Origin of the sequence: Prevotella phocaeensis, assembly GCF_900065875.1 — a bacterium.
Taxonomy (GTDB): domain Bacteria; phylum Bacteroidota; class Bacteroidia; order Bacteroidales; family Bacteroidaceae; genus Prevotella; species Prevotella phocaeensis.
This window is the reverse complement of the sequence record NZ_LT160626.1, coordinates 496,513-518,087: the sequence shown is the minus strand read 5'-3', so window position 1 is coordinate 518,087 and position 21,575 is coordinate 496,513. Positions and strand designations below refer to the sequence as shown.

At 48.8% G+C, this 21,575-nt stretch carries 30 protein-coding genes and 1 pseudogene; 8 read left to right on the top strand and 23 right to left on the bottom strand.

Annotated features, from left to right (window positions below; genetic code table 11):
• Positions 1-325: 325 nt before the first annotated feature.
• The 7 genes and pseudogenes from BN3912_RS10315 to BN3912_RS10275 all read right to left on the bottom strand — a co-directional run.
• A pseudogene (locus tag BN3912_RS10315) lies at positions 326-1,185 on the bottom strand (DDE-type integrase/transposase/recombinase); the annotation flags it as partial.
• 376 nt (positions 1,186-1,561) lie between these two features.
• On the bottom strand, positions 1,562-1,999 hold the full coding sequence (locus tag BN3912_RS10305) for a flavin reductase family protein (protein ID WP_262502681.1): 438 nt from the start codon (positions 1,997-1,999) through the stop codon (positions 1,562-1,564).
• 158 nt (positions 2,000-2,157) lie between these two features.
• Positions 2,158-2,664: a hypothetical protein gene (locus BN3912_RS10300; RefSeq protein ID WP_023983329.1), complete on the bottom strand. Its 507-nt coding sequence runs from the start codon at positions 2,662-2,664 to the stop codon at positions 2,158-2,160.
• Positions 2,665-2,907: 243 nt separating this feature from the next.
• Positions 2,908-3,435, bottom strand: coding sequence for a hypothetical protein (locus tag BN3912_RS10290; RefSeq protein ID WP_023983330.1), 528 nt, complete (start codon positions 3,433-3,435; stop codon positions 2,908-2,910).
• A gap of 23 nt (positions 3,436-3,458) precedes the next feature.
• Complete coding sequence (locus tag BN3912_RS10285) at positions 3,459-3,926, bottom strand: N-acetylmuramoyl-L-alanine amidase (RefSeq protein ID WP_036858962.1); 468 nt, start codon at positions 3,924-3,926, stop codon at positions 3,459-3,461.
• On the bottom strand, positions 3,927-4,988 hold the full coding sequence (locus BN3912_RS10280) for a hypothetical protein (protein WP_023983332.1): 1,062 nt from the start codon (positions 4,986-4,988) through the stop codon (positions 3,927-3,929).
• Positions 4,989-5,034: 46 nt separating this feature from the next.
• Complete coding sequence (locus tag BN3912_RS10275; protein ID WP_023983333.1) at positions 5,035-5,973, bottom strand: HK97 family phage prohead protease; 939 nt, start codon at positions 5,971-5,973, stop codon at positions 5,035-5,037.
• 166 nt (positions 5,974-6,139) lie between these two features.
• On the opposite strand from BN3912_RS10275, the gene BN3912_RS10270 reads away from it, so the two are divergent.
• The 8 genes from BN3912_RS10270 (at position 6,140) to BN3912_RS10235 (ending at position 12,887) form a co-directional block, all read left to right on the top strand.
• Complete coding sequence (locus tag BN3912_RS10270) at positions 6,140-6,613, top strand: terminase gpP N-terminus-related DNA-binding protein (RefSeq protein ID WP_036858963.1); 474 nt, start codon at positions 6,140-6,142, stop codon at positions 6,611-6,613.
• Between the two features lie 9 nt (positions 6,614-6,622).
• Positions 6,623-8,185 (top strand): hypothetical protein, encoded by a 1,563-nt coding sequence (locus BN3912_RS10265; protein ID WP_023983335.1) that lies wholly within the window; start codon positions 6,623-6,625, stop codon positions 8,183-8,185.
• A gap of 1 nt (position 8,186) precedes the next feature.
• Positions 8,187-8,417, top strand: coding sequence for a hypothetical protein (locus tag BN3912_RS10260; protein ID WP_023983336.1), 231 nt, complete (start codon positions 8,187-8,189; stop codon positions 8,415-8,417).
• Between the two features lie 11 nt (positions 8,418-8,428).
• The gene (locus BN3912_RS10255) at positions 8,429-8,848 is read left to right on the top strand and encodes a phage protein Gp36 family protein (protein ID WP_023983337.1); all 420 of its coding nucleotides are present in this window, start codon (positions 8,429-8,431) and stop codon (positions 8,846-8,848) included.
• Between the two features lie 4 nt (positions 8,849-8,852).
• Positions 8,853-10,154, top strand: coding sequence for a phage portal protein family protein (locus BN3912_RS10250; protein ID WP_023983338.1), 1,302 nt, complete (start codon positions 8,853-8,855; stop codon positions 10,152-10,154).
• Between the two features lie 122 nt (positions 10,155-10,276).
• The gene (locus tag BN3912_RS10245; protein WP_394332703.1) at positions 10,277-11,443 is read left to right on the top strand and encodes a phage minor head protein; all 1,167 of its coding nucleotides are present in this window, start codon (positions 10,277-10,279) and stop codon (positions 11,441-11,443) included.
• Between the two features lie 320 nt (positions 11,444-11,763).
• Complete coding sequence (locus BN3912_RS10240) at positions 11,764-12,006, top strand: hypothetical protein (protein ID WP_023983340.1); 243 nt, start codon at positions 11,764-11,766, stop codon at positions 12,004-12,006.
• Positions 12,007-12,059: 53 nt separating this feature from the next.
• Complete coding sequence (locus BN3912_RS10235; protein ID WP_023983341.1) at positions 12,060-12,887, top strand: DNA adenine methylase; 828 nt, start codon at positions 12,060-12,062, stop codon at positions 12,885-12,887.
• Between the two features lie 66 nt (positions 12,888-12,953).
• Here BN3912_RS10235 and BN3912_RS10230 read toward each other — a convergent pair whose 3' ends face one another.
• From BN3912_RS10230 to BN3912_RS10160, 16 genes are all read right to left on the bottom strand, one after another.
• Positions 12,954-13,394, bottom strand: coding sequence for a hypothetical protein (locus BN3912_RS10230; RefSeq protein ID WP_023983342.1), 441 nt, complete (start codon positions 13,392-13,394; stop codon positions 12,954-12,956).
• Positions 13,391-13,969, bottom strand: coding sequence for a phage virion morphogenesis family protein (locus BN3912_RS10225; protein ID WP_023983343.1), 579 nt, complete (start codon positions 13,967-13,969; stop codon positions 13,391-13,393). The genes BN3912_RS10230 and BN3912_RS10225 overlap by 4 nt, the downstream gene beginning before the upstream one ends.
• A complete protein-coding gene (locus BN3912_RS10220) occupies positions 13,966-14,196 on the bottom strand; it encodes a hypothetical protein (protein WP_023983344.1) in 231 nt (76 codons plus the stop codon). Before BN3912_RS10220 ends, BN3912_RS10225 begins: the two co-directional genes overlap by 4 nt.
• A 20-nt stretch (positions 14,197-14,216) precedes the next feature.
• Positions 14,217-14,405, bottom strand: a complete 189-nt coding sequence (locus tag BN3912_RS12005; protein WP_023983345.1) for a hypothetical protein — start codon at positions 14,403-14,405, stop codon at positions 14,217-14,219.
• A complete protein-coding gene (locus BN3912_RS10215) occupies positions 14,402-14,965 on the bottom strand; it encodes a host-nuclease inhibitor Gam family protein (protein ID WP_023983346.1) in 564 nt (187 codons plus the stop codon). The genes BN3912_RS12005 and BN3912_RS10215 overlap by 4 nt, the downstream gene beginning before the upstream one ends.
• 78 nt (positions 14,966-15,043) lie before the next feature.
• Positions 15,044-15,541 carry a hypothetical protein gene (locus BN3912_RS10210; protein WP_023983347.1) on the bottom strand — a complete coding sequence of 166 codons (498 nt, stop codon included), beginning with the start codon at positions 15,539-15,541 and terminating at the stop codon, positions 15,044-15,046.
• A gap of 12 nt (positions 15,542-15,553) precedes the next feature.
• The gene (locus tag BN3912_RS10205) at positions 15,554-15,841 is read right to left on the bottom strand and encodes a hypothetical protein (protein ID WP_023983348.1); all 288 of its coding nucleotides are present in this window, start codon (positions 15,839-15,841) and stop codon (positions 15,554-15,556) included.
• Positions 15,842-15,853: 12 nt separating this feature from the next.
• Positions 15,854-16,204, bottom strand: coding sequence for a hypothetical protein (locus tag BN3912_RS10200; protein ID WP_004370068.1), 351 nt, complete (start codon positions 16,202-16,204; stop codon positions 15,854-15,856).
• 149 nt (positions 16,205-16,353) lie between these two features.
• Positions 16,354-16,617 (bottom strand): hypothetical protein, encoded by a 264-nt coding sequence (locus tag BN3912_RS10195; protein ID WP_023983349.1) that lies wholly within the window; start codon positions 16,615-16,617, stop codon positions 16,354-16,356.
• A 28-nt stretch (positions 16,618-16,645) separates the two neighbouring features.
• Positions 16,646-16,969 (bottom strand): hypothetical protein, encoded by a 324-nt coding sequence (locus tag BN3912_RS10190; RefSeq protein WP_023983350.1) that lies wholly within the window; start codon positions 16,967-16,969, stop codon positions 16,646-16,648.
• The gene (locus tag BN3912_RS10185; RefSeq protein WP_023983351.1) at positions 16,966-17,196 is read right to left on the bottom strand and encodes a hypothetical protein; all 231 of its coding nucleotides are present in this window, start codon (positions 17,194-17,196) and stop codon (positions 16,966-16,968) included. The genes BN3912_RS10190 and BN3912_RS10185 overlap by 4 nt, the downstream gene beginning before the upstream one ends.
• A gap of 175 nt (positions 17,197-17,371) precedes the next feature.
• Positions 17,372-18,007 (bottom strand): P-loop NTPase family protein, encoded by a 636-nt coding sequence (locus tag BN3912_RS10180; protein ID WP_023983353.1) that lies wholly within the window; start codon positions 18,005-18,007, stop codon positions 17,372-17,374.
• Positions 18,008-18,009: 2 nt separating this feature from the next.
• A complete protein-coding gene (locus BN3912_RS10175) occupies positions 18,010-18,210 on the bottom strand; it encodes a hypothetical protein (RefSeq protein ID WP_023983354.1) in 201 nt (66 codons plus the stop codon).
• 1 nt (position 18,211) lies between these two features.
• Positions 18,212-19,087 carry an AAA family ATPase gene (locus tag BN3912_RS10170; RefSeq protein WP_023983355.1) on the bottom strand — a complete coding sequence of 292 codons (876 nt, stop codon included), beginning with the start codon at positions 19,085-19,087 and terminating at the stop codon, positions 18,212-18,214.
• A gap of 26 nt (positions 19,088-19,113) precedes the next feature.
• On the bottom strand, positions 19,114-21,111 hold the full coding sequence (locus tag BN3912_RS10165; RefSeq protein ID WP_023983356.1) for a hypothetical protein: 1,998 nt from the start codon (positions 21,109-21,111) through the stop codon (positions 19,114-19,116).
• A 12-nt stretch (positions 21,112-21,123) separates the two neighbouring features.
• The gene (locus BN3912_RS10160; protein ID WP_023983357.1) at positions 21,124-21,495 is read right to left on the bottom strand and encodes a hypothetical protein; all 372 of its coding nucleotides are present in this window, start codon (positions 21,493-21,495) and stop codon (positions 21,124-21,126) included.
• Between the last annotated feature and the right edge of the window lie 80 nt (positions 21,496-21,575).

Below are 21,575 nucleotides of genomic sequence, written 5' to 3'. Positions count from 1 at the left end.
GTGCTCCTTTTTCCATGAATAAGCCAGTTCGGGATAAGTTTTTCTCTAAAGGCTGATTTGCGTCTATCGGGAAATGGCGGAGCGTGAGCCGTAGGGCGCGCTTCTTCACGTTCCGCCTTGGCAAACAAGCCGTGGCGTTTGCCCGGGCTTCCGAAAGGCTCCCGTCATTTGCTTTGGCATTTGCTCAGCTTGAGCATTTAAGACCTGTTAAGCTTTGAAGCTTGCTCAGCTTGAGCAAGGCTTCCCTCATTTGCCGGGACGTTCCACCTTGTGCCATCAAACATTAAAACACTGCTGATTTTAGAAATACTTATCCCGAACTGGCGTATGAATAAGCGTAGGCAACATCACTGCGGTCATGGGCAGCGACAAGGTTCATGCCACAGTAGATTTCCACTGTGTCGGCATCGTAGAGAATCGTCACGCGTTTTCAACCAAGGCCTTGTCCTTGGGGTGGCGTACACGGGCAGGATAGACCGCACAGCCGTAATGTTCGGCAAAGGCAGTGAAATCGTCATTGATGACGGGCTCGTTGCGGTCGCTTCGTGTGACGGCCGCTTTCAGATTGTCGGGGACTATTGCCGCCGGAGCCCCTTCAAAATACAGCATGGCATCCTCGCATCCCTTGATCAGGTCTTCCTTGCGTTGCGACCATACGGCCTCACAGTAGGTGTAATGACTGAACAGAAGGATGGCAACAAAGACTTCGGCCTTTTTTGTCTGGCCGGTCATCTCATCAACTACTTCAAGCCTGTCACCGGCAAAGTCAACGTACATCTGGTCTGCGGCATAGTGCCCGACATGGCCGACGACCTTGACGTGAAACTTATACTCACGGACGGCCCGCTTGAAGGAAGACAGCTGCAAACCGTCAGGATACTCCTTGAACAGCTTCCTTACGCTCATCCCCTTGCGTGTCAGGCGGGAAACATATCCGGGAAGCAGGGCCTCCAGCTCAGCCCTTCTTGGGGACGGCTCCCGACGACGGGAATCCCCACAGCCAAACAGCCCGTGCAACTGCTCCTCGGAGAGGGACAGAAGCCGGTCAATACTCTTGCCGCTTGAAAGAAACAAGTGGACATACTTGCGGATTGTGCTACGGGAAGCGTGAAACGTGGCTGCCGTTTCCTTGATTCCCATCCCGGCCGCATAACACCTTAAAATGCTTTTGATTCTTTTGTTCATTTGTATAGATTTTATTGTTACCCGCTACACCAGGACTCGGGTATGCAAATCTACACAAAAAACGCTGACAATACTAGTATTAAGTGGTCAATATTATTTGAGCCAAAAGGGGCAACCGTATTGAGGCCAAAGTTGGCAAATCCTGTTTGCCCAAAAGGGTCAAAGTTGAGTGGCTTTTCCAGTCGGCTCCTAATGTTCTTTTTTCCATTGTCGGGGTGGTTTAATGATTATTTTCTGAGATTGTTAATAGTAAAGAGAAAGTGGTTTTGGAAAGACTTGCTACATGCTTGGCATAAAAAGAACAACCGCTACGCGGTAGCAGGTGGCGTGCTTTTCTCCAAACCCGTTTCTGTTTGGCTATAATACGAATCCGCGTTCAATGTTTATTTCTCCACGCCTTTGTTATTCGCCCGATATACTCGTGGTGAATGCCGTCGCGGAAGATGCTGTAGAAGTCTTTCACCAGCGGGTCTTTGATGTTTTCGGCCTTAAACTGCGCGCCATACATCACACGGCATTCGATAACCATGTCGGCTTCGGCATAATAAGGCGTGCCCTTGTCGGTGTATTTCACGTGCAGCCCCAGCGCTTTGGCCTTATCGCCGTCGCGTCCGCTGTGTCGCCCCATGTATTCGAGCACGTCGTCGTTCTTGAAACTCATCACCGTGAAGTAGTCGTTGTTGTCCATAAAGGGGCGCGTGTGGCGCTTGTCGGCCACGTAAACGGTGAGCGAGGGGTTGAACCAATGGATGCCCAGACTTATCCAGCCGATGGTCATGGCGTTGCTCCCGTCTTTGTTGCCGGCGCAGAGCAGCAGCGGATTGTCGAACAGGCCGCCCCTTCGCTTCTCTCCTCAACGGGAGGCATGTCATAAACAGTTTCATTCATATCATCGTTTTTATTGCCAATTTTCAATAGCTCCCCTTCCTACAAAGGAGGGTAGAGGGGAGACTTCCTCCCACCCTGTCTTTTTTATTCCATGTCCTTGATGGAATACGGTGCATTGCCGTTTTCTGGCTTGAGCACGTTCAACTGACATTCGATCTTCGCCACCTCTTTGAGTGAGAGCTTTCCGCCGAGGTTCGAGATCAACGTGCCGTTGGCAATTTCAATCTTCTTGCCGGCCGGTGTTTCGATCGTCCACGGCCCATTGAGCTGTATCAAATCTTTGGGTGCCTCCCAACCGATGGCTTTGTCGTCCGGATCGGCAGCCTGCTTTTTAAGCAACTTACCGCCCAGCAGCAGCACGAGGTTGGCATAATTCAACTGTATCATGTTGAATTTCGGAGCGATCGTTCCGTTGCTCTGGGGCAACGTCATCACGGGTGCATCCGGCACCTGCTCTGCATTGATGTCCACGCTCTCGGGCTGCTTGCCGTTGAAATCAAAGGAGTCTTTTTCGATCCAACCCACTTCTTTGGTGCCGAATGAGAGTTTCGACAGACCGTACAAAAAATTCTTGTTTACATTTACTGCCATAGTTTTCGCTTTTTAATATTTGTGAATACGATTGTTGTTATTATCCCTATCAGAATGCCCAGAAAGAATACTTTCCCAAAAAGGGCGCCCATCTCGGAGATTTTCTCTTTTTGCATATGGGCGGAGCGCTCCGTCTGTGCGTATTTCCGCTGCCAGCGGGCAGAGGTTTCCATATAGTACTCGCAGAGTTGTTGCAGACTGTCGCAGGTGGCATATACCACGATATTGCCGGACCTGTCCTTTTTAAGTTCTACAGCCGCCCGCCCTTTCCTGCTGCGGAATGCTGCGCTGTTCGGCAGCTGCCGCAGTCTGTCCGGACTGACCGTCAGCCGCACCGTGTCCGCAGGGATGCTCTCCCTCCGCACCATTCTTATCGTCTGCGCGGTGCTGTCCCTTGCCGTGGATACGTTTGTCTGCACCATGCTTTCCGCGGTCAGCCTCTTCGTCGAGCGACAGCTCGCCGCTGACAGGACAAGCAGCCCGATGAGGACACAGCTGGATAGCTTCGATAGCCCGCGACAGACGGTTGAGGGCACGGCGCGTCTTGTCATTCTCGTTCCTGAATTCTTCAATCTTCTCATAGTTCTCTTTGTTTTGTCGCTGCAGGCTGATCAGCTCCTCACTCACCATGTCATACATCTGTTTGTAGGTATCTTCCACTTTCTTCTTTTCCTCGACGGCACGCAACCGACGGTTAGCTACCCACGCTATCGCCGCACCGATGCCGCCCGAAGGGATGGCCCATTGCAAGATCTGTAATATACTATCCATCGTCATTTTGTTTTTACCTATTTTTACGTCCTTATTCCTATTTCGTGCAGCCATTTTGCGACATCGAAGCACGGACAGGCCTTACAAGAGTTCATGGCATGGTGTCCCACGATGCGGATTTGCGGGAAACGCCGGTGGAAATCCGTAACATAACGTTTCAGGGCTTCCCGCTGCGCTTCCGTCCGCGTGTCCTCGGGCGTTTTGCCGTCGGAAGCCGTGCCGCCCACATAGACGATATGCCGGCTCACGGAGTTGTACCCCTTGGCGCCGTTGGTCACCTCCCACGGATCGACAGCGGCATCCTCGTTGTTCTTCACGAGCCGTTCCACGCGGCCGTCCAAATGGATCATGTCCGTGTATCCCACCTGTTTCCATCCGCGGCCGCCCTTACCGACGGGGGAGGTGTGCCAGCACCGTATATCTTCGGCGCTGACTTCCCTACCTTCCGGAGTTGCCGTGCAATGGATGACGAGGTATTGCATCGTAGCCATTTACGCATCCTTATACCCGCTTCTCATAACGACACCTGCGTCAGTTTTTTTGAACATACAAATGAAGTAGTGGCGGAAATTGATTTTATTACGCTGATATTCCGGATCATTCGTGGCTTCGCTGTAATACATCTTTGTAGATCCGGTCGCCTTGAACACACGCTTAGTATAGAAAGCAAACGAACAATTGAATTCCTTTGCCCCGGCAGCGCTGCCGACATCTTTCTTCTTGCCGGCTTCCGTATACACGGGAGTGTTGATATATTCGTAGATGTCGAAGCCGTACAGGCGAGCTATCTTACCCTCCGCCTGATTGAGATTATACTGCTCCTTGAATTTCTGATCTACCATCAGCAGATCGTTTACATGGTCCATACAAAGGACCAGACGACGATCTTTAGCAGGAACTTTTAATTTGTCGAGTTCCTTTTTCATTCTGACTATATCGGCCGGAACGAGGCGCAATCGTCCTGTCTCCGCGTCACGTTCACCCGATGTTACGAGCACGGGCGTCTTTGCCGAATGTTCCTTGGCGCACAAGGCATGGGCGGCTTTGGTGAACTTCCCGTCTGAGATGGAGTCAGAATGGCTCTCTTTTACGCGCGACATCTTGTCATAGCTTACTGCATGCAGTTCATCGTCCGTGATGGGCGTTACTTTCGTTTGGAACTTGTCGAGCTTGATGGCAATATCCTTATCGTCGAGCGCCTGCAGGGGTATCGGATAGGTCGTGTTATTGATCAGCACATCCGGATCGACGCCTACCTCTACCAGATGTATGACATCGTTGTCAACCAACGACGAGGCATCGGGAATACCGTCAAGAAATGAACCTTCAAGACCGCCGCGCAGGGCTTTTACAAGCTCTCCCGTCCATATTTCTTTCAATACTCCTGCACGCAAAATACCGTTTTCAACGGGCAGCAAGCCCGCGCCTGCCGCCATAACGTTCAGCGTCACTGCAACCGCCAAACCGCTCACGCCGAGAGCGTTGCCGATCAGCATACCGATGGCGCAATTGAATAATACTGCGCTAAGCAGTTTTACAACATTTCTTTTCATCTCTTATTATTTTTGACTTGAATTAACTTGATAATGTATAATGTGTTCAGATTTCACACTCCATACCGTATTCGGCCTTATAAAGGCGCTTGTACTCTTCGGGCTGCTTTTCTTTTAGCTCCTCCCATTTCTCACCGGGCACCTCGCTCAATTTCGTGTAGGTCGCCTTTTGGTTTCCTGTAGGAGCGCCGCCCTGATGGCCGAGTATCGCACTGAGCTTCACCTGCGGGGACATAGCACTAAAAATCCTTTCGAGTTCTTCTACGCCGATCTTCTTGCCGAGTTCGACGAACTGCTCTTTCTTTTCCTCACCGATACGTTTTTCAGATACGGCTTTCTCTACGGCTGCCGTAATACGCGCGGCCTGTAAAGTGTCATTTTCTTTCTGCAGTTTTTCATTTTCTTCTTTCGCTGCCTTAAGCTCCGTCAGTTTGGCATTGATCTGTTCCTCCGTTGCCGTCTCCGGCAGGCCCAACTGCAAGGCCACTACTTTCTGTTCCATTTCTTTTTGTTTTTTTGGTTTATTTAATAACGGCAGACAGCATTCGCCATCCTTGCCGAGGTTTATCACTTTTCCGTCGCGCCGCAAGACAATAGCGTCGTCATTGGCGCCGATATCCACCAAGGATACTTCTGTCAGTTTGCTCTTCGTAATAGTCGGGCGTGTCTGTCCTTCTACAAGGTATTTCTTTTCTTCGCTCGTTGCCAAAATATCGATACCGACGCTGACCATACGCAGCGAACCGAACTCGAATTGCTTCTTGCTGCGCCGGCTTATCTCTGAGGCTTCGTCGAACACCGGCTCGCCGGTCAGTTCGCCGTCCTCTATTTTCAGGTCTTTCAAAAAACCGATCACATTGCCGCGCTCGTGCATGTATAGCAATACTGGGTTACGGTTATACTGCTCTATATTCATGCCGGAGGTCAGTACCCGAAAACCGTAGCTGTTCAAACTGTCGTTTGTAATACGTACTCTTTTGTTCATTGCGTTATGATTTTTGATGCAATATTACAAGCTAATTCTCTGAATGCCAAATAAGTGTGCAATGGTTGCACACTTCTACGCAAGCATTGCACACTTATTTCGCATTCTCGCTCAAATACGCCATCTTTGCATACGGTTTTACGAATTTTATCATATATTATTTTTTATGAATAAGACAGAAATAGAAAAGAAAAAATCGCTGGCGAGAGTTTTGTACCTCTCCGGTATGGAGCAGACGGAAATCGCCGACAAGACAGGTGTTTCTCGCGTCACCGTCTCCAAATGGTGCACCTCCGAGGGATGGAAGGAGGCGCGCGCCGCAAAGAACATCTCACGCCCTGAACTGGTGAACAAACTCCTGCTTACCATCGACGGCCTGATAGAGAGCGTTAATAAGTCGGAGGACCCGACACTCATCGGCTCGCTGGCCGACAAGCTCTCAAAGCTCTCGGCAACGATAGAGAAGCTCGACAAGAAGGCAAACGTCATCGACGCTATTGAGGTCTTTATGGCTTTCAATCGCTGGATACAGGATCAGGCTTCCTATGATCCGGAAATCACCCCTGAGCTTATCAAAGCCATCAACAAGTACCAGAACAAGTTCCTCATGGAGCGCATGCAAAACCCGTCCACATTATAATAATAGTAGATGGCAACAATATCGGAGCTCAAGAAGATACAGCAGGAGTGGCAGGAACACTGCCGGCAGATACAGAGCATTACGGACACGAAAAGTCTTGTCCGCGAGAGCTCCGTACAGAAAGAACAGCGCATACGCTACTTGCAGAAAGATTATGCCGCTTTCTGCGAGTACTATTTTCCGCACTTCCTGCAGCTGCGCGACAAGGTCACGGGAGAAGTTATCCGTATCGTGCACAATGCACCGTTCCACAACGCCGCAGCACTAAAGGTGAAGAATACGCCTAATTTAAAAGCGGTGTTCAAATGGCCACGAGGGCATGCCAAATCAACGCACATGGACATTTTTACACCATTGTGGCTCATGTTCCAGCCCAAGCGACTCATTGATTTCATGGTCGTTGTCGGCAAGTCCGAGGACAGTGCAAACCGACTCCTCGGAGACATTCAGGCGGAACTCCAGTACAACAAGCGCATCATCGCCGATTTTGGGAAACAGATGTCGATGGGCGACTGGACGGAAGGGGAGTTCACCACCAAGGACGGGGTGCATTTCCTCGCTTGCGGTCGTGGGCAGTCGCCACGCGGTCTCCGCAAGCGTGAGGCACGCCCGGACTATATTGTTATTGACGACCTTGATGATGACGAACTCTGTCGCAACGAACGCCGCGTGCGTGAACTCACAGACTGGGTGAAGGAAGCCCTCTTCGGCGCGCTCGATGTCGGCCGCGGCCGCTTCATCATGGTCGGCAACCTGATCTCGAAGACCTCGGTGCTGGCCAATATCTGCAAGACAAAGGGCGTGCATGTCTCAACCATATATGCCGTGGATAATGAGGGCAATCCCGTATGGCGAGAGAAGTGGACAAAGCAAGAAGCCCGCGAATATGCCGACTTTGTAGGCTACCGGGCATGGAACAAGGAGATGATGCACAACCCTATCGTCGAAGGTACGATCTTCCGGCAGAAATGGATACGTTGGGCAAAACGACCGGCATGGAGGGAGTTCGACGAATTCGTGCTGTACATCGATCCCTCATGGAAAAGCAAGAAGTCCAACGATACGAAGGCGGCAAAGCTCTGGGGCAAGCACAAGACCAACCTGTGGCACCTGCGCGCTTTCGTGCGCAAGGCTTCCGTCGCGGAACTCGTCCGATGGTGCTACGACCTGTACGAGTGGAGCATGGAAGTTGGCATTGCCATACGCTTTGCCATGGAGGCGAGTTTCATGCAGGACATTATCCTTGACGACTTTACCGTTGAGGGTAATCTTCGGGACTTCCAGCTGCCCATTACGGGTGACACGCGCAAGAAGCCGGACAAGTTCCAGCGCGTCGAGGCCATCAGTCCGCTCTGGGAGCGTGGTTTTGTCTATTATGACATCTCGCAGAAAGAAGATCCGGACATGCAGGCAGGTATCGAACAGACACTCGCTTTCGAGAAGGGCATGGCCGGCAATGATGATGCACCCGATGCAGACGAAGGAGCCATCTATATTCTCCAGAAAAATACGAGACAACAAATTTACAAGCCGAGGTTCGGCGCACGGCCGACCTCCAAAAATATTTGGTAAAATGAAGAAACTGATCAAAAGAATTATTTTCGCGTGGCACTATAGGCGAGCAGTGAAGAAAGCCGTTGCCTTTTACGAACAAACTGGCAGGAAATATTACGTCATCCATTTGAACGGAAAGCTCAAGGTCGTTGCCAAGAAAGATATCCGTCTGCTCATTGCCCGTCACCGGTTCCGTAAGGGAATTAAGGTGACAGATATAGAGAATAGGGCGTTATTCATCACAAAATAAGGAGGTAATATATGTTTATCACGGAAGAAGACTATCGCGTAGTTATCGGCGAGACTGCCCTTAAAGTGATATCGCAGGTGTCCGAAGACAACAGGCGGGGAGCAGAGTGCGAAGCACAGGAAGAGATCGCAGGATACCTCCGTTCCAAATATGACACGGCTGCTATCTTTGCAGCGGAAGGTTCCCACCGCAACAGACTTGTCGTCATGTATGCCTGCGACATGGCGCTTTATCACATGTCTGCCGCTATGCCCCAAAAGATGGGCACGGATATACGTAAGGAACGATATGAGCGTGCCATCAAATGGCTCGAGGGGGTGCAGGCGGGCAGGGTTATTCCCGACCTGCCTGCTACAAGGGCGGAAGATGGCAGCGAAGCGGGAAGTACGATCGTATATAATTCGCAACGGCCGTTAAGGCATAACTGGTAAAACTATGGGTAATTTGATAGATAATATAAAAAATATGTTCTTAGGCACGCCGGAAAATATGTTGCATACGGCATACGGCGACTTCAACCTCGCTAAGGAGAAAGATGTACGGCGGCTGAAGAAAGTGGTCATACAGCTGAACCGAGAGACCGATGCCCTTACACGTAAGGACATCGCCGATTGGCGTAATGCGTGGCAGCTGGCCATCAACATCGACTTTCCCGACCGACGGCCCCTGTACGACATATACCGCGATGTGGAAATAGACCTTCACCTCTCGGGCTGTATCGAGCAGCGAAAGGGATTTGTCAAGGCACGGACTTTCAAACTTACCGATGGAAAGGGAAAGGAAGTAAAAGAGGCGATGCGCTACTTCGACAAGGAGTGGTTCAAGCAGCTCATCTCCTATATTCTCGACTCACTTTACTGGGGGCATTCGCTCGTGGAACTCGGTAATGTTCTCACGGACGACGAGGGAATGCCGTATTATGATGGGGTGACGCTCATCCCCCGAAAACACGTAATTCCGGAATACCATCGCGTGGTGACCGGTACGTACGAAAATTGGCAGTCGGGGATCAACTACCACGAGGAGCCTTTTTCTCCGTGGCTTATTGAAGCAGGACAGCCCGACAGTCTCGGTATGTTTCTTAAGGCTGCCCTTCAGACTATTCCGAAAAAAAACATGCTGGCTTTTTGGGATACTTTCGGCGAGATATTCGGCATGCCCATGCGTATCGCACGCACCTCGTCGCGTGACCAGAAGGATATCGACAAGCTCGACCGCATGCTGCAGAACAGCGGAACGAAGCTCACGGCAGTCATGGGGATGGATACCGAGATACAGTTCATAGAGACGGGTAAGAACGACTCGTACAACGTCTATGATAAACGTATAAACCGCGCCAACTCCGAACTCTCGAAGCTCGTCATCGGACAGACCATGACCATTGAAAACGGCTCTTCGCTTTCGCAAAGCGAAACGCATCTCAAGGTGTTTCAAAACCTCATCGAGAGCGACTGCGACATGCTGCGCGACATTATCAATAACCAACTGCTGCCGCGTATGGTACGGCACGGTTTCCCGCTTGTGGGGCTGCGCTTCGACTGGGACTATTCCACGGATTATACTCCGGAGCAACAGGTGGCATACGAAACCATGCTTATTAATGCCTTTGATGTCGATCCTGCTTACTTCACCGAAAAATACGGCGTACCCTGCAACAAGTGCAAGGATAATAGTTCCTCCCCTCTCTATCGAAAGATGGAAAAAAATGAGAATGGGCCGTCCTCTTTTTTCGACTAAGCCCCACCGACTACGTGGGGCTGCACCGAAGATACGGCAAGCTTATGGGGCATTCCGCGCAACTACATAAGGACTCGCTGCCGGAAGAGATACGACGCCGGCTATCCTCTCTCTTCAACAGTATGATGCAGGTACTGTTTTCCGAGCAGAGCTCCACCCTGAAGATCGATATATTAGCGACACCGCCGGTGCAACAGTTCATCGAGCAGCATACCTCCATGCTCGATGCTTCGTTTAAAGAAGTAAAGATGTCGGACATCATGCGCCAGCGTCTGCAGCGGTCGGATTATATTTTTTCAGGTATGAAAACGTTTCATGAGCTCAATGAGGCGTTTCCCTCGCTGCTCGATGAGAATGGCAATAGAAAATCGTTCGAACGGTTTTTAAACGATGTTCGAAAGATCGACGAGACCTATAATTCCAACTACCTGCATTCTGAGTATAACTTCGTACAGGCATCCGCAGAAATGGCAGCCAAATGGGAGCGTTTCATGGAAGACGGCGATCGTTATAATCTGCAGTATCGTACGGCCGGCGACGATAGGGTGCGTCCCGAACATGCCGACTTGAACCGCATCACATTGCCTATCACGGATGCGTTTTGGGAGTCCTACTACCCGCCCAACGGGTGGAACTGCCGCTGCACGGTCGTACAGGTGCGCAAGTCAAAATATCCCGTCACGCCGCACGACGAGGCAATGGCGCTCGGAGAGGGTGCCCTGCAAAAAGACAGCAATGGGATGTTCCGGTTTAACTCGGGAAAAGAGGGGAAGACGGTGCCCGATCACAACCCGTACACGATCAGCAAATGCAGCACATGTCCCATTGCCAAGAATAATGGAGGCAAGGAAAATCTGATATATGACATTCCCGATAATGAACTTTGCGCAGCATGCCGTATTGTAAGAGCGATGGCGAAGGCCAATGCCAAACAGACGAGGAAGGCGGCCAAATTCTTACAGGGGAAAACAATCGAAAATACGGAGTTCCCACATAAAGTGCGAATTACAGGGCAAACCCTTAAAGAATGGACAAATCAGCCTCACCGCTTATTTTCTGCAAAAAATCGCTTGCTGCTGAATATTGAAAATGCCTTCCCCCTCATGCGATATATGGGTACCGCCGATAACAATAAAGGTATTCAAAGAGTTGTACAGTCGCACCTGTTCGAAGTTACTTTGCAAGGACAGAAGAGTCTTGTCATCATTAGGGAATATGACTGGGGAGAATTCGTCCTGCACAGTATTTCAGATAGTAAGGAGCTGTATAAATACATAAAAAAGAAATAGCATAAGGAGCAATCTTCCGGAACTACAATCCGGCACTGAACTCCAAATGCCATTTCTTCTATGGCAAAAATAGGTATAATTTTCGAAATAACAAATAAAAAGGGAAAGTTTTTTAGAGAAATAACAAATAAAATCGTTTTTATCTCATCAAAATGTCATGCTGGGAAATAGAAAAATACCCCCGACCTGTTAATTCGTCGTCTCACTTACTTATTAACCAAAAACGCTCGGAGCGCACGGCCGGGGGCAATACCCTTGTTCGCGCTTCGAGCAATTTTATAAATAAGTGAGACGATGCAAAGATATAAATTATATTGGAAATGAAGATCATTGAGATATTGAAATTTAACAGGGAGCTGATAAAAAGATTGAAAGATACCGGTATTAGATTGGAGGATGCAGACTATATCGATTTGTATTCGGAATACTGTAAACTACGCACTGCCGGCGAAAAAGTGTCCTATATCGTGGCGGTATTATCGGATAGATATGCTGTCAGTGAACGTAAGGTGTATAGCTTGATAAAGAGATTTCAGACCGACTGCAAGATACATACAGCTTAATCAGGCTCGTTCTTTCTTCTGGCAAAAGAGAAATAAAGAACTTTACCGCCGTTATGAGAAAAATGTATTTATCGGCGCCACTCCCTTTCGTTGGGCAGAAGCGCATGTTTGCCAAAGAGTTTATAAAAGTATTAGATCGTTTTTCTGATGGAACGACCTTCGTCGATCTATTTGGCGGGAGCGGGTTGCTCTCGCATATAACAAAATGCAGGAAACCGAATTCGACGGTCGTGTATAACGATTTCGATAACTACAGAAAGAGAATAGAGAATATTCCCGTCACCAATGCCTTACTGTCTGATCTAAGAAAGATCGTTCGGGATATCCCGCGCAAAAAACGCATTACAGGCGAGACACGGGAGAAGGTATTAGCGTGTTTAAAAAGATATTTGCAACAATATGGTTATGTAGATTTTATCACGATATCTTCATCTATTTTATTCTCAATGAAATATGTCACGATTTTTGAAGATGTTGGTAAGGAGACTTTGTACAATAATATTCGAATGAATGATTATCCCCCATGTTCCGACTACTTGGATGGTTTACAGGTCGTTTGCTGCGACTACAAAAATTTGTACGATAAATACAAGGATATGCCCAAAGTCGTATTCTTGATCGATCCGCCTTATTTGAACACGGAGGTCGGTACTTATAATATGTATTGGAAATTACCCGACTACCTTGATGTCCTTAAGATTTTACAAGGGTGTTCTTTCGTATATTTTACTTCCGATAAGTCTTCCATTATCGAATTATGCGAATGGATGGAAAAGAATAAGGAGACGGGCAACCCATTTAAGAACTGTAGTATCGCGTCTGTCAATGCACATGTGAACCATAATGCCGGATACACGGATATGATGCTTTATACCGTTTAAAAACAACAGGCCCGCCTCTTCTTGTAAGGAGACGGGCTTCGCAATATTTTACCGAACAACTTTATGTTAATCCAGCCTTTTGATCGCCACACACTGATATATTTCTATGTTTTCCACGATATCTTCGTGGTTATGATTCGTTTGACTCTCCACTAAATCGAATTGAAGATAAGTCGCACCTGCCTCACAGGTCAGCGTCTTGTGTATCTCGTCCAGTAGATCGAATACTTCCAAGGATTTTTCTTTAAACCGGCTTTCTTCCGATACGTCCCCTTCCCAATCCGTCACGACATGTAGCTTGACGAGAGGTTCGGCGCGGTATTCATGTCCGGGAACGATAGCATTCCACCGTATCGGACAAAACTCGACGAATACAGCAGGACGTGCCCAGTTAGCCTCCTGTTCTATAAACTCCACATTATGGTTCCATAGATCAATGTATCTAATGGCACCGTCATTTACCTCTTTGAGCTTTTTGCAAAGCATACCGTACAATTCTTTTCTCATGTGTTTTTTATTTTAAAATCAAAATTGTTTCTAAAATCCGCACTTCCGAAATATTCCCGAAGGTTCTCCTCTATAATCTCGCGAACAATCCGCTCCACTTCCGGAGCTGCCCCCAAGAAACGCCGGCGGGGTATACGGATAGCCTTACCGACATGCATCAGCGCCAGCACTTTCCAAAAATCCGCCTCGCTTTCCAAGCACGCATTCTTCTTTGTTTTTCGCAGGCTGCCGTCTTTCTTGCGCTCGAAGGTTCCCGATGCCTCGCGATATTTGCCCCAGAAGAAATGTTTCATTTTGGCCGTTACGACGATCTCACCGCCGTTATTGTGTATGCCGGAGTAGGGCAAAGAGCTGCTGAACACGACGCTTTTCTCTGTAGTACGGCTGGTGATGCTCCTGCGCAGCGTGCCGCTGTCTACAAGTATATTTCTGTCCGGACGAATTGGACTCCGGCGGCGTTGCCATGCCTCACTGAAAAATGCCTCACGTTCGAAGTTCTGATCGAATTCATCCTTCAGATCTACCTGAATATCTTTCAGGATATTCCTGATAACTTTACCTACGTCTGCTTTCATTCTTCCTTAAAATCCAAATATGTTTGGGTATCTTCCGGCATTTCGTTAGCTGGATCTGCGGAGGCTTTCAGCAAGTAGTAGAATGTCCGCTCGCTAATACCGTAAACAGGATATATGTACCGACGCCATATCTCCCTGTTCGGAATGCCGAGTCTGACGTATCGGTCATATATCCTATTGATGTCGGCTACCCGTTTTTTGTAACTCACTCCGTGCCGGTGCCTCATCGTGTTATTTTTTTGTCGGTTTACAATCGTTCTTTATAGGGGCGTATGTCGAGGCTCATCTTGCAACTCACCAGCACCCTGCCGCTTCCCTCACACTGGGGACACCGGACGCGTGTCTGTGTCCCGCCTATGCTTGACTTCTGAAAGCCTGTACCGTAGCATTCACGGCACAAGGCTACCTTGGGCGACTTATTCACTTCTCTGCTCATACGCCGGTGTCCTCCTTCTTGGGTTCTACGTAGAAAGTCTCGTCCTGCATTACTTGGATGCCACACTCTTCCATCTGCTCACGAAGGGGACGATAGCCACGGTTGTTCAGGTCACCACCACCAAGCATGACTTCCACGTCCCGGTCTGCAAGCAGCTTGTCCTTGGCGATCTCCTCCGTCTGGCGGATATAGCCGGGCAGGAAACTCTTTACAAGGTTCAACGCACTTGCCCAAGTAAAGCCTTTCAGCGTCTTCAGCTTCGGGGTGCCGGTGCGGAAGCCTATCGTGCCGTGCGCCATGTCTAAACTCTTCTTCTTGGCAAAGAGTTCTGTCTGGTTCTCGGTCGCAAAGGCCTGCAGCGTATCAAACGCCTGTTCTTTCTCAGCGGTGAGCGTCGCCAGTTTGTCGGCATACTTCTCGCGGATCTTCGCACACTGTAGCTCGATGTCCGCGTTGATTTTGTTGATACTTGCATCTGCCTTGGCATAGGTGCCAAAGGCTTCATCGGCGGCCTCTCTGCTTACGCCGGTGATGATTACTTTCTTTTTTCTTGTTGCCATGTCTTTTCTTTTTTATGGGTTGTTAAACAAATTTGTGCTCCATCGCACGCTTTACAAAATCTCTTGGTGTCATATTCATTAACTTTCTGCTATATTGCCAATAGGGATATAGACAAATGAGGTTGCACTCTTCTTCTCTTCCCGTCGTGGTTTCAGGCCGCCCTTACGCTCGATCGTCCGCAGTTTTACAGCTAAGGCCTCGAGCTCCTCGCCGTCGATCTTGCGGAACGGCTTACCGGCAAGCCGCGGGTGCATGCAGAAATCATCCACACGCGCCCAGTCGGTGGTATCCACGCCCAAGCGCTGCATGAGCTTCAAGCACACGCTGCGACGTTGTTTGAGCTCTGCATACCGTGCCTGCCTGATTTTCTCTCGGGTACTCATACCAGTAAGGTCTTCAAGAGCGGAGCAGAGGGCATCGTATTCTATGCGGCGTATCTCGCGCAGACTCTCCGTCCTGCCGTTCGTGTATTGCGAAACGACGCTTTTCTTAAACTCCTCGCGTTGATCGTTATCTCCAAAGGAGAGATATCGCAGCAGCCCATAGAAGCGGGCGAAATTGGTTACTTCCTGCATAGCTGTTATTCTTTAGCGTATTACGGCGGCATAATTGCCCCATAGTAGCTCTTCTTTCCAGTCTTTATAATTCTTACGGGCATTTGCCACGGCTTCCGGCAGCGTGCCCTTGATATCGTTCACCCCGAACAGCGGGATACCGTTCACACAGGCAAAGAGCTCGCCATTGAATTCCATCACCTGCACAGCCTGCCGTGCCTCTGCGTCGAGTAGCGCCTGACGCTTCGCCTCGATGCGTGCCGCATGCTCTTCGTGCCACACCTGAAGGCGTTTTCTGATTGTTTCGAAAAAATTGTTCATAACTTTGTAATTTTAATCTATGATCGTATATTTTATTAAATCGTTGCAATAAATAGAAAAACCTCTCTTCTGACCTTCACGTATAGCAACCACACGTGCATTCCCTAAGTACCCAAATAATTTTTGTTGATACCGATCTAATACTTTATATCTTCTCTTATCTTTTTCTATTGTCATTCCTACACGAACCGGCATGCCGGATGAGTCGACTAAATATTTATCTAAGAAAGCATCCTTTAACTTCTCGATTTTTATTTTCAACGGTAGTATTTCCCGCTTCTCTATTGCTTCTATTTCCTTATATATTTTAGATACAGATGCGGTTAGTATCTCTGCGTCTTTTCTACGTTCTATCTCATCCATTTTAATTTTATTTTAAATTATCTCAAAACAAACTCAATTGATCTCCGGGCTGTCTTACTATCTTCCAACTGCAACCGCAACAGCCAATCGGGTTTGTCGTTCGGTGTCATCGAATAATACTTTAACTTTTTCATATCTTTAGCGTTTTCCTATTGTTTGAACTCCGGAAGAACTCCGAGATATAAGTATCTGTTGTCTTCTGTTTTGTAGCAGGTGCAATAAAACAATACATTGTCTTCCGATTTAATAGCATCTCCACCCTGAACGAAGTCGCAAGAGCAGTAATAAGGAGGGACGATTTCGCCGATATAGTTACACAAATCTTCACTTATCCAATCACCGGGACGCAGGAACTCGTCTAAGTTCTTTCCTGATTTTTCCCATTGCTTCAATGTCTTTATTGTCTGCTTCATATTTTTTTACCATTTTATTTTTCTACTTTCAAAACAAATACAACTGGTCTCCTTTTTGTCGCACTATCTCTATCCATGACTCGTCAGGAACGTTAATGTGGTGTAGCGTTTCAGGGTCCAGCGGACCAAATACAAACCCACCTTCACCTATCATATACTTTGATGGAGCTTCTATCAGTTTTGCCCAGACATGCAAATGAGGACGTCGAGGTTCTTCCGGTTTGCCGGTGATGACCGCGGGCTTTCCGCAGGTGCAGCCTTCGAGAAAACTCGTTACCTGATAAAGTCGCCCTTTGTAACACTCATCGTGTCCAACCCATCGTATCTTGAATTTGTCGCCTATTTGTATCATTTACTTGCCCTCCATTCAATGGTTACCACTGCGTCGAGCCTGCCACTGCCCTTGCATATCGGACACTCCTGCTTGTAGCGTTCCTGCCAACCATCTTCCTGCCAGTGGTAGCCGTTGCCTTGGCAGTAGGAGCACTTGTGCCCCCGGCTCTCAATCCGGTCTGTCATGTGTCCGCCCGGGCTTATCAGCCCCGGAGCTATTTCAATAATTCGTCTTTCCTTACTCATGCTCACTGTATTTCTAATTGTACATGGAAATGAAACTCTCTGCACAGGCGTTTCACCTGTATAATCTTAAAAGGCTCACCGTAAAAAGAGAAGAATATTGTTCTCTCCCGTGTCTGTACCCTCACGCCCTTCTTCCGTAACCTGTACAGCAGGTTGTCTCGCTTACTTGCCATAGTTATAGATTGTTACTCGTTTTCAAAATACCCTCTTTCCACACCACGTAATGATTGCCGGCTTCGCCGATCGAGCGGCCAAGGCAGTAAGCCTTGTAACCCATTACACGCACTTTCATGTCGCAGATGTATTTAAGCCGGCGTGCCGGTTTGCCCGTGGGCTCGCTTTTATCCTCCTGACTGATGAAGATAAAGCACTTACGACTGAACCGCTTCATCAATGCCACGGCGATGGGATAAGTCCAGCCGAAATCGTCACAGCCCACCTGAAAGGAGTCCACGATAACGAATTTCGGCGATTTAGGCTTGGCAAGGCGCTCGGCAAGCTCCTCTATCGACTCGTCGGTTACAACCCGGAAGCGGCCCTGCACCTCATACATGTTCAGATAGCCCATGCGGCGCTGGAAAGTCTGATTCACCCGCTCCTCATAACTCATATAGAGGACAGGTCCGTATTTGCACAGTTCCTTGCCCAGCTGCATCACGAAAGAGCTCTTGCCTTGTGCGCTCGCACCGCTGATGAACCATGAGGCGTTCTCGGCGGGGAAGCCGAACGGACCGCTCCACAGTTCACCCCACGGCAGCGTTACCCACTTCCGGGCGGCAACTTCTTTCGGACTGTACGCTCGTTTTGACATAGTTACTTTTTCAGAACCTCTATCAATTTATCGGCAGCAACTGCTGATAACCATGCCGCAGCTTCCAGAATATCTCCCATAGACTCATCTCCATGCATTTTAGCTTGGCTACACGCCATAACATAATAGTCTTTTGCAATCTCATACCTGCGCTGTTCCCAATTTATCTCATTAGCATTTGCCGTTTCTATTTTTTTCTTCATATCATACTCCTTTCTTTATTTTTTCAATCTCTGTGTAAACTCGTCTCAGTCCACCACCGCTCTTGCGTACTATCTGACCGATGTCCGTACCTTCGGGTGCATTCACCTTAGCCACAACTCTTGCCTGCTCCTTGAGAAAGTGTTCGCGTTCCTTTCCGTCATCAGGCGTTACCTTGCTGTATCGGTCGCCATAGCGTGAGAGCATCTCGGTATAGCCCACTTTCTTGCATTCTATCGAGCGGTTGATTTTCTCCTTCAGTCCGTCGGCACCCATCATGTACCATGCGCAGCAGCGTTCGGTGGCATTCCACAAGGCTTTGAGTTCCAAGAAAGCCTCGTATTGCAGGTCGCCGGCTTCGTCTAAGATGATGAGCGGCGTGTCGATGCTGCGTAGGTAATACACAAGGTCATCATACACATCTGAATATCTGCCTTTGCTATCAACACCAAACTCACTTGCCACTTTTCTGATGAGCTTCAACTTCGTCTTTACCTGCGAACAGTCGATGTACACGGCATTCTTATGTGTCTGTACATAGTAACGTGCGGTAAAGGTCTTACCAATGTTGGGCATGTCGCACATGATGCCACTAAGGCTTGACTGCTGCGAGAACTCCAGCTGGGCGGTGATATACTCGTAGGTGGCGGTCTTGGCAGGCTTCCACTCTATCTCGCCCCTGAGACTCACACCAAGTCTCCGGGCTATGCCTATCCAGTTAGCATCACTGAGAGCCTTGTCTGTCTGCCCATTCTTAATGCTACTATACACTGAGGTGCTGATACCGAGGCTTGCCGCATGTTTGGCGTCGCTCGGATAGTTGGCGCGGTTCTGCTTCACCGCCTCCAGTATTCTTTGTTTCTGAACTTCTGTAATCATAATCTCACACTTATTTTAATGTTATTCTAATAGTCTCCTAATGCCATTTTGCCGTAATCAACACTTGGTGTATAGTCAAAATCCTCTTCCGGCATTTCTAATTGTGGCAATTCGAGGGATTCTTCTTCCACTGGCGCATCTTTATGGACAGCCATCTTGCCCACCTTGGCAATGACATTGTCGCGCAGGTACTTGTCGAAACGTGCTACATACTTCCGTTGCTCAATGAACGCTTCCTTGTCCGCCTCTGTCTGTTCCGCCATCACACGGTTGTAGGTTATAATGCGGTGCAGCTTGTCGATGTATTTGTCGCCTTGGTAGAGGAATATGTCCGTGGGCTTTCCCTCATCATCAGGCAGGTAGTAGGCGGTTACCTTATAGTTGTTCGGTGCAAGTCGTTCCAATACCTCGGGACCGCTTATCCACCAGTCCTCATGTGCTACCCTTACAGTCGAATTCCTGCGAACGCTTGTTTCCACACGCTCACCGATGTAGCGGCTTAGTGTCAGCTTGTCCAAGGGGCGGAGCGTGGGGTTAAGTCTTGCCACAAGCACGTCCCAGCGGCTCATGCCGGAATATTTCTTTTGATTAGGATGCGGCATGTGGTTCCACTCGTCACAATCCCGGCGGTCATCGGCTACGAGCTCCTCGAAGGTGTAATACTTCTTGTCCTCCCATGTATGATTGTCGCTATCGCTCACCTTCTTCTGGAAAACACGACGTGCACCCTTGTTGTGCCAGCGGCCGATGCCATCGTGGTTTTTGTGAGCCACCGTGGTCTTGAATGCACCGTTCAGTGCCTCGGCATATTTTTCCTGTGAGTTCTGCGGCGCACAGAAATAAACGTTCTTGAACACTTCCCCGGCTTTCAGAAAACCCTCTTTATACTTGCTCATCAGGTGCTGCTCTACTTCGATGCCTGCCGGCATACCCCAGCCATGTTTCTCTATCAGCCGGAACATATCTCTAAAGCATTCAACAACAAGACTCTCGTCCTTTTTCCGCCCGTGGGCAATCCCCACACGGCACTGACTCACCACGTCATAGATATAATAGGCATGCACGTATTCATTCCCTTTCATGCGGCGTGGCAAATCCACGTCATCCGCCGTGAGTTGAGAGAATGAAAAATCGCCGCTGTGGCGGTGCATGTACGGCATATCCTCATGGTAGAATGCGTCCCAGCTCTTCAATGCCTTGGCTATCCTGAGCTTGTTGTTTGGTTTATTCAAAATATTCCTGATGGTGCTTTCGCTCAGTTCCTTGGGCTCTCCGTTCTTGTCCGTGAAGTCGTCTGGATTGAACAGCTCGCCGGTATCCAAGTCCCACACATCAAGCTCACCGCATAGGAACTCTATGTACATCTTGTGTACATCGCTGCCGTAAGGTTTGTTAGGCAGCACATAGATACTCAGAATGAGCTGCTCGGTCTTGAAGTCCACCTTGCGGCGGTGCTGGTTTCCGAACTTGCCGCTGATTAAGCTGATATATCCATCATGCTTATATTGGTTCACTTTCTTCCTGAAGCGCAGCGTGCTCTCCGGGAGCGTATGCCCCAGCTGCTCGCGCAATATCTTTATCGCCGTGGCCATCTTGTCCCAGTCATACCGCTCACCCATCGTGCGCTTGATGGCTTTTGTATTTTCGTATAGCCGGAGGCAAGTGTTCAGCACCGAGGCGTTGATGATGTATTCATGCTTCTTGTCATCTTTGAGGTCAAGACCGGTATTGCTGCGGTCGTTATAGAAAGCCACCGCCTCCTGATCCAGCTCGTAGTTCGACATAAACCAGCCGGTGAGTATCACTTCGACGCCGTCGCCGTATTTCTCCTCGACAGCCTCCTTGTATTTGGTCGGCAAGCTGTCTACAGCAATCAGAGCATAACAGCCACTTGCACCACCACCACGGCGGGCAACGTCAATGCGCCCGCGTGCTGCCAATTGCTTATAGTTGGCTACGCTGACTATTCCGCTGTCCACAAATTCGTGGTAGGATATGCAGAGTTTCTTGCCGTAATATTCCATCCGTTGCCTCCTTTACCTTAGCGTTGAAGCCCAGTCCTGAATGCCCTGAATGTCGCTCGTCATCACGTTGTCAAAGTGACGTACCTTCTCGCCATTTTTGAACACGTCACACACGGGTTCCATCTTTGAAAACTCCAACAAAATACTACCAGTAATATAGTAGCGCATATAGCCGTCTGCGTCGTGTAGAACTTCTGTCTCAGGTGCCTCTACCATCACGATACCACCACGTTCCAAGGCCACCTTGCGTACCTTCTTGGCAAGATCATTACCCGCACTCATATTCTCAAAATGGGTAGCATTAAAAATGGTACGTTCGGTAATACCGAATGCTTTCGCAATGAACTCGCGGTCTGCTTTCTGAATGTGAATGTACTTTTTCATAATCTCACTTTTTAAATTATTAAATATTGTAGGCGGTGGGGAATTGAACCCCGTTGCTCCCTCAAATGTCCACTACCATT

Bases quoted from the DNA above. Each gene is read 5' to 3' on its own strand.
- BN3912_RS10300 (WP_023983329.1), bottom strand. From the start codon at position 2,664: ATGGCAGTAAATGTAAACAAGAATTTTTTGTACGGTCTGTCGAAACTC.
- BN3912_RS10290 (WP_023983330.1), bottom strand. From the start codon at position 3,435: ATGGATAGTATATTACAGATCTTGCAATGGGCCATCCCTTCGGGCGGC.
- BN3912_RS10285 (WP_036858962.1), bottom strand. From the start codon at position 3,926: ATGGCTACGATGCAATACCTCGTCATCCATTGCACGGCAACTCCGGAA.
- BN3912_RS10280 (WP_023983332.1), bottom strand. From the start codon at position 4,988: ATGAAAAGAAATGTTGTAAAACTGCTTAGCGCAGTATTATTCAATTGC.
- BN3912_RS10275 (WP_023983333.1), bottom strand. From the start codon at position 5,973: ATGAACAAAAGAGTACGTATTACAAACGACAGTTTGAACAGCTACGGT.
- BN3912_RS10270 (WP_036858963.1), top strand. From the start codon at position 6,140: ATGAATAAGACAGAAATAGAAAAGAAAAAATCGCTGGCGAGAGTTTTG.
- BN3912_RS10265 (WP_023983335.1), top strand. From the start codon at position 6,623: ATGGCAACAATATCGGAGCTCAAGAAGATACAGCAGGAGTGGCAGGAA.
- BN3912_RS10260 (WP_023983336.1), top strand. From the start codon at position 8,187: ATGAAGAAACTGATCAAAAGAATTATTTTCGCGTGGCACTATAGGCGA.
- BN3912_RS10255 (WP_023983337.1), top strand. From the start codon at position 8,429: ATGTTTATCACGGAAGAAGACTATCGCGTAGTTATCGGCGAGACTGCC.
- BN3912_RS10250 (WP_023983338.1), top strand. From the start codon at position 8,853: ATGGGTAATTTGATAGATAATATAAAAAATATGTTCTTAGGCACGCCG.
- BN3912_RS10245 (WP_394332703.1), top strand. From the start codon at position 10,277: ATGATGCAGGTACTGTTTTCCGAGCAGAGCTCCACCCTGAAGATCGAT.
- BN3912_RS10240 (WP_023983340.1), top strand. From the start codon at position 11,764: ATGAAGATCATTGAGATATTGAAATTTAACAGGGAGCTGATAAAAAGA.
- BN3912_RS10235 (WP_023983341.1), top strand. From the start codon at position 12,060: ATGAGAAAAATGTATTTATCGGCGCCACTCCCTTTCGTTGGGCAGAAG.
- BN3912_RS10230 (WP_023983342.1), bottom strand. From the start codon at position 13,394: ATGAGAAAAGAATTGTACGGTATGCTTTGCAAAAAGCTCAAAGAGGTA.
- BN3912_RS10225 (WP_023983343.1), bottom strand. From the start codon at position 13,969: ATGAAAGCAGACGTAGGTAAAGTTATCAGGAATATCCTGAAAGATATT.
- BN3912_RS10220 (WP_023983344.1), bottom strand. From the start codon at position 14,196: ATGAGGCACCGGCACGGAGTGAGTTACAAAAAACGGGTAGCCGACATC.
- BN3912_RS12005 (WP_023983345.1), bottom strand. From the start codon at position 14,405: ATGAGCAGAGAAGTGAATAAGTCGCCCAAGGTAGCCTTGTGCCGTGAA.
- BN3912_RS10215 (WP_023983346.1), bottom strand. From the start codon at position 14,965: ATGGCAACAAGAAAAAAGAAAGTAATCATCACCGGCGTAAGCAGAGAG.
- BN3912_RS10210 (WP_023983347.1), bottom strand. From the start codon at position 15,541: ATGCAGGAAGTAACCAATTTCGCCCGCTTCTATGGGCTGCTGCGATAT.
- BN3912_RS10205 (WP_023983348.1), bottom strand. From the start codon at position 15,841: ATGAACAATTTTTTCGAAACAATCAGAAAACGCCTTCAGGTGTGGCAC.
- BN3912_RS10200 (WP_004370068.1), bottom strand. From the start codon at position 16,204: ATGGATGAGATAGAACGTAGAAAAGACGCAGAGATACTAACCGCATCT.
- BN3912_RS10195 (WP_023983349.1), bottom strand. From the start codon at position 16,617: ATGAAGCAGACAATAAAGACATTGAAGCAATGGGAAAAATCAGGAAAG.
- BN3912_RS10190 (WP_023983350.1), bottom strand. From the start codon at position 16,969: ATGATACAAATAGGCGACAAATTCAAGATACGATGGGTTGGACACGAT.
- BN3912_RS10185 (WP_023983351.1), bottom strand. From the start codon at position 17,196: ATGAGTAAGGAAAGACGAATTATTGAAATAGCTCCGGGGCTGATAAGC.
- BN3912_RS10180 (WP_023983353.1), bottom strand. From the start codon at position 18,007: ATGTCAAAACGAGCGTACAGTCCGAAAGAAGTTGCCGCCCGGAAGTGG.
- BN3912_RS10175 (WP_023983354.1), bottom strand. From the start codon at position 18,210: ATGAAGAAAAAAATAGAAACGGCAAATGCTAATGAGATAAATTGGGAA.
- BN3912_RS10170 (WP_023983355.1), bottom strand. From the start codon at position 19,087: ATGATTACAGAAGTTCAGAAACAAAGAATACTGGAGGCGGTGAAGCAG.
- BN3912_RS10165 (WP_023983356.1), bottom strand. From the start codon at position 21,111: ATGGAATATTACGGCAAGAAACTCTGCATATCCTACCACGAATTTGTG.
- BN3912_RS10160 (WP_023983357.1), bottom strand. From the start codon at position 21,495: ATGAAAAAGTACATTCACATTCAGAAAGCAGACCGCGAGTTCATTGCG.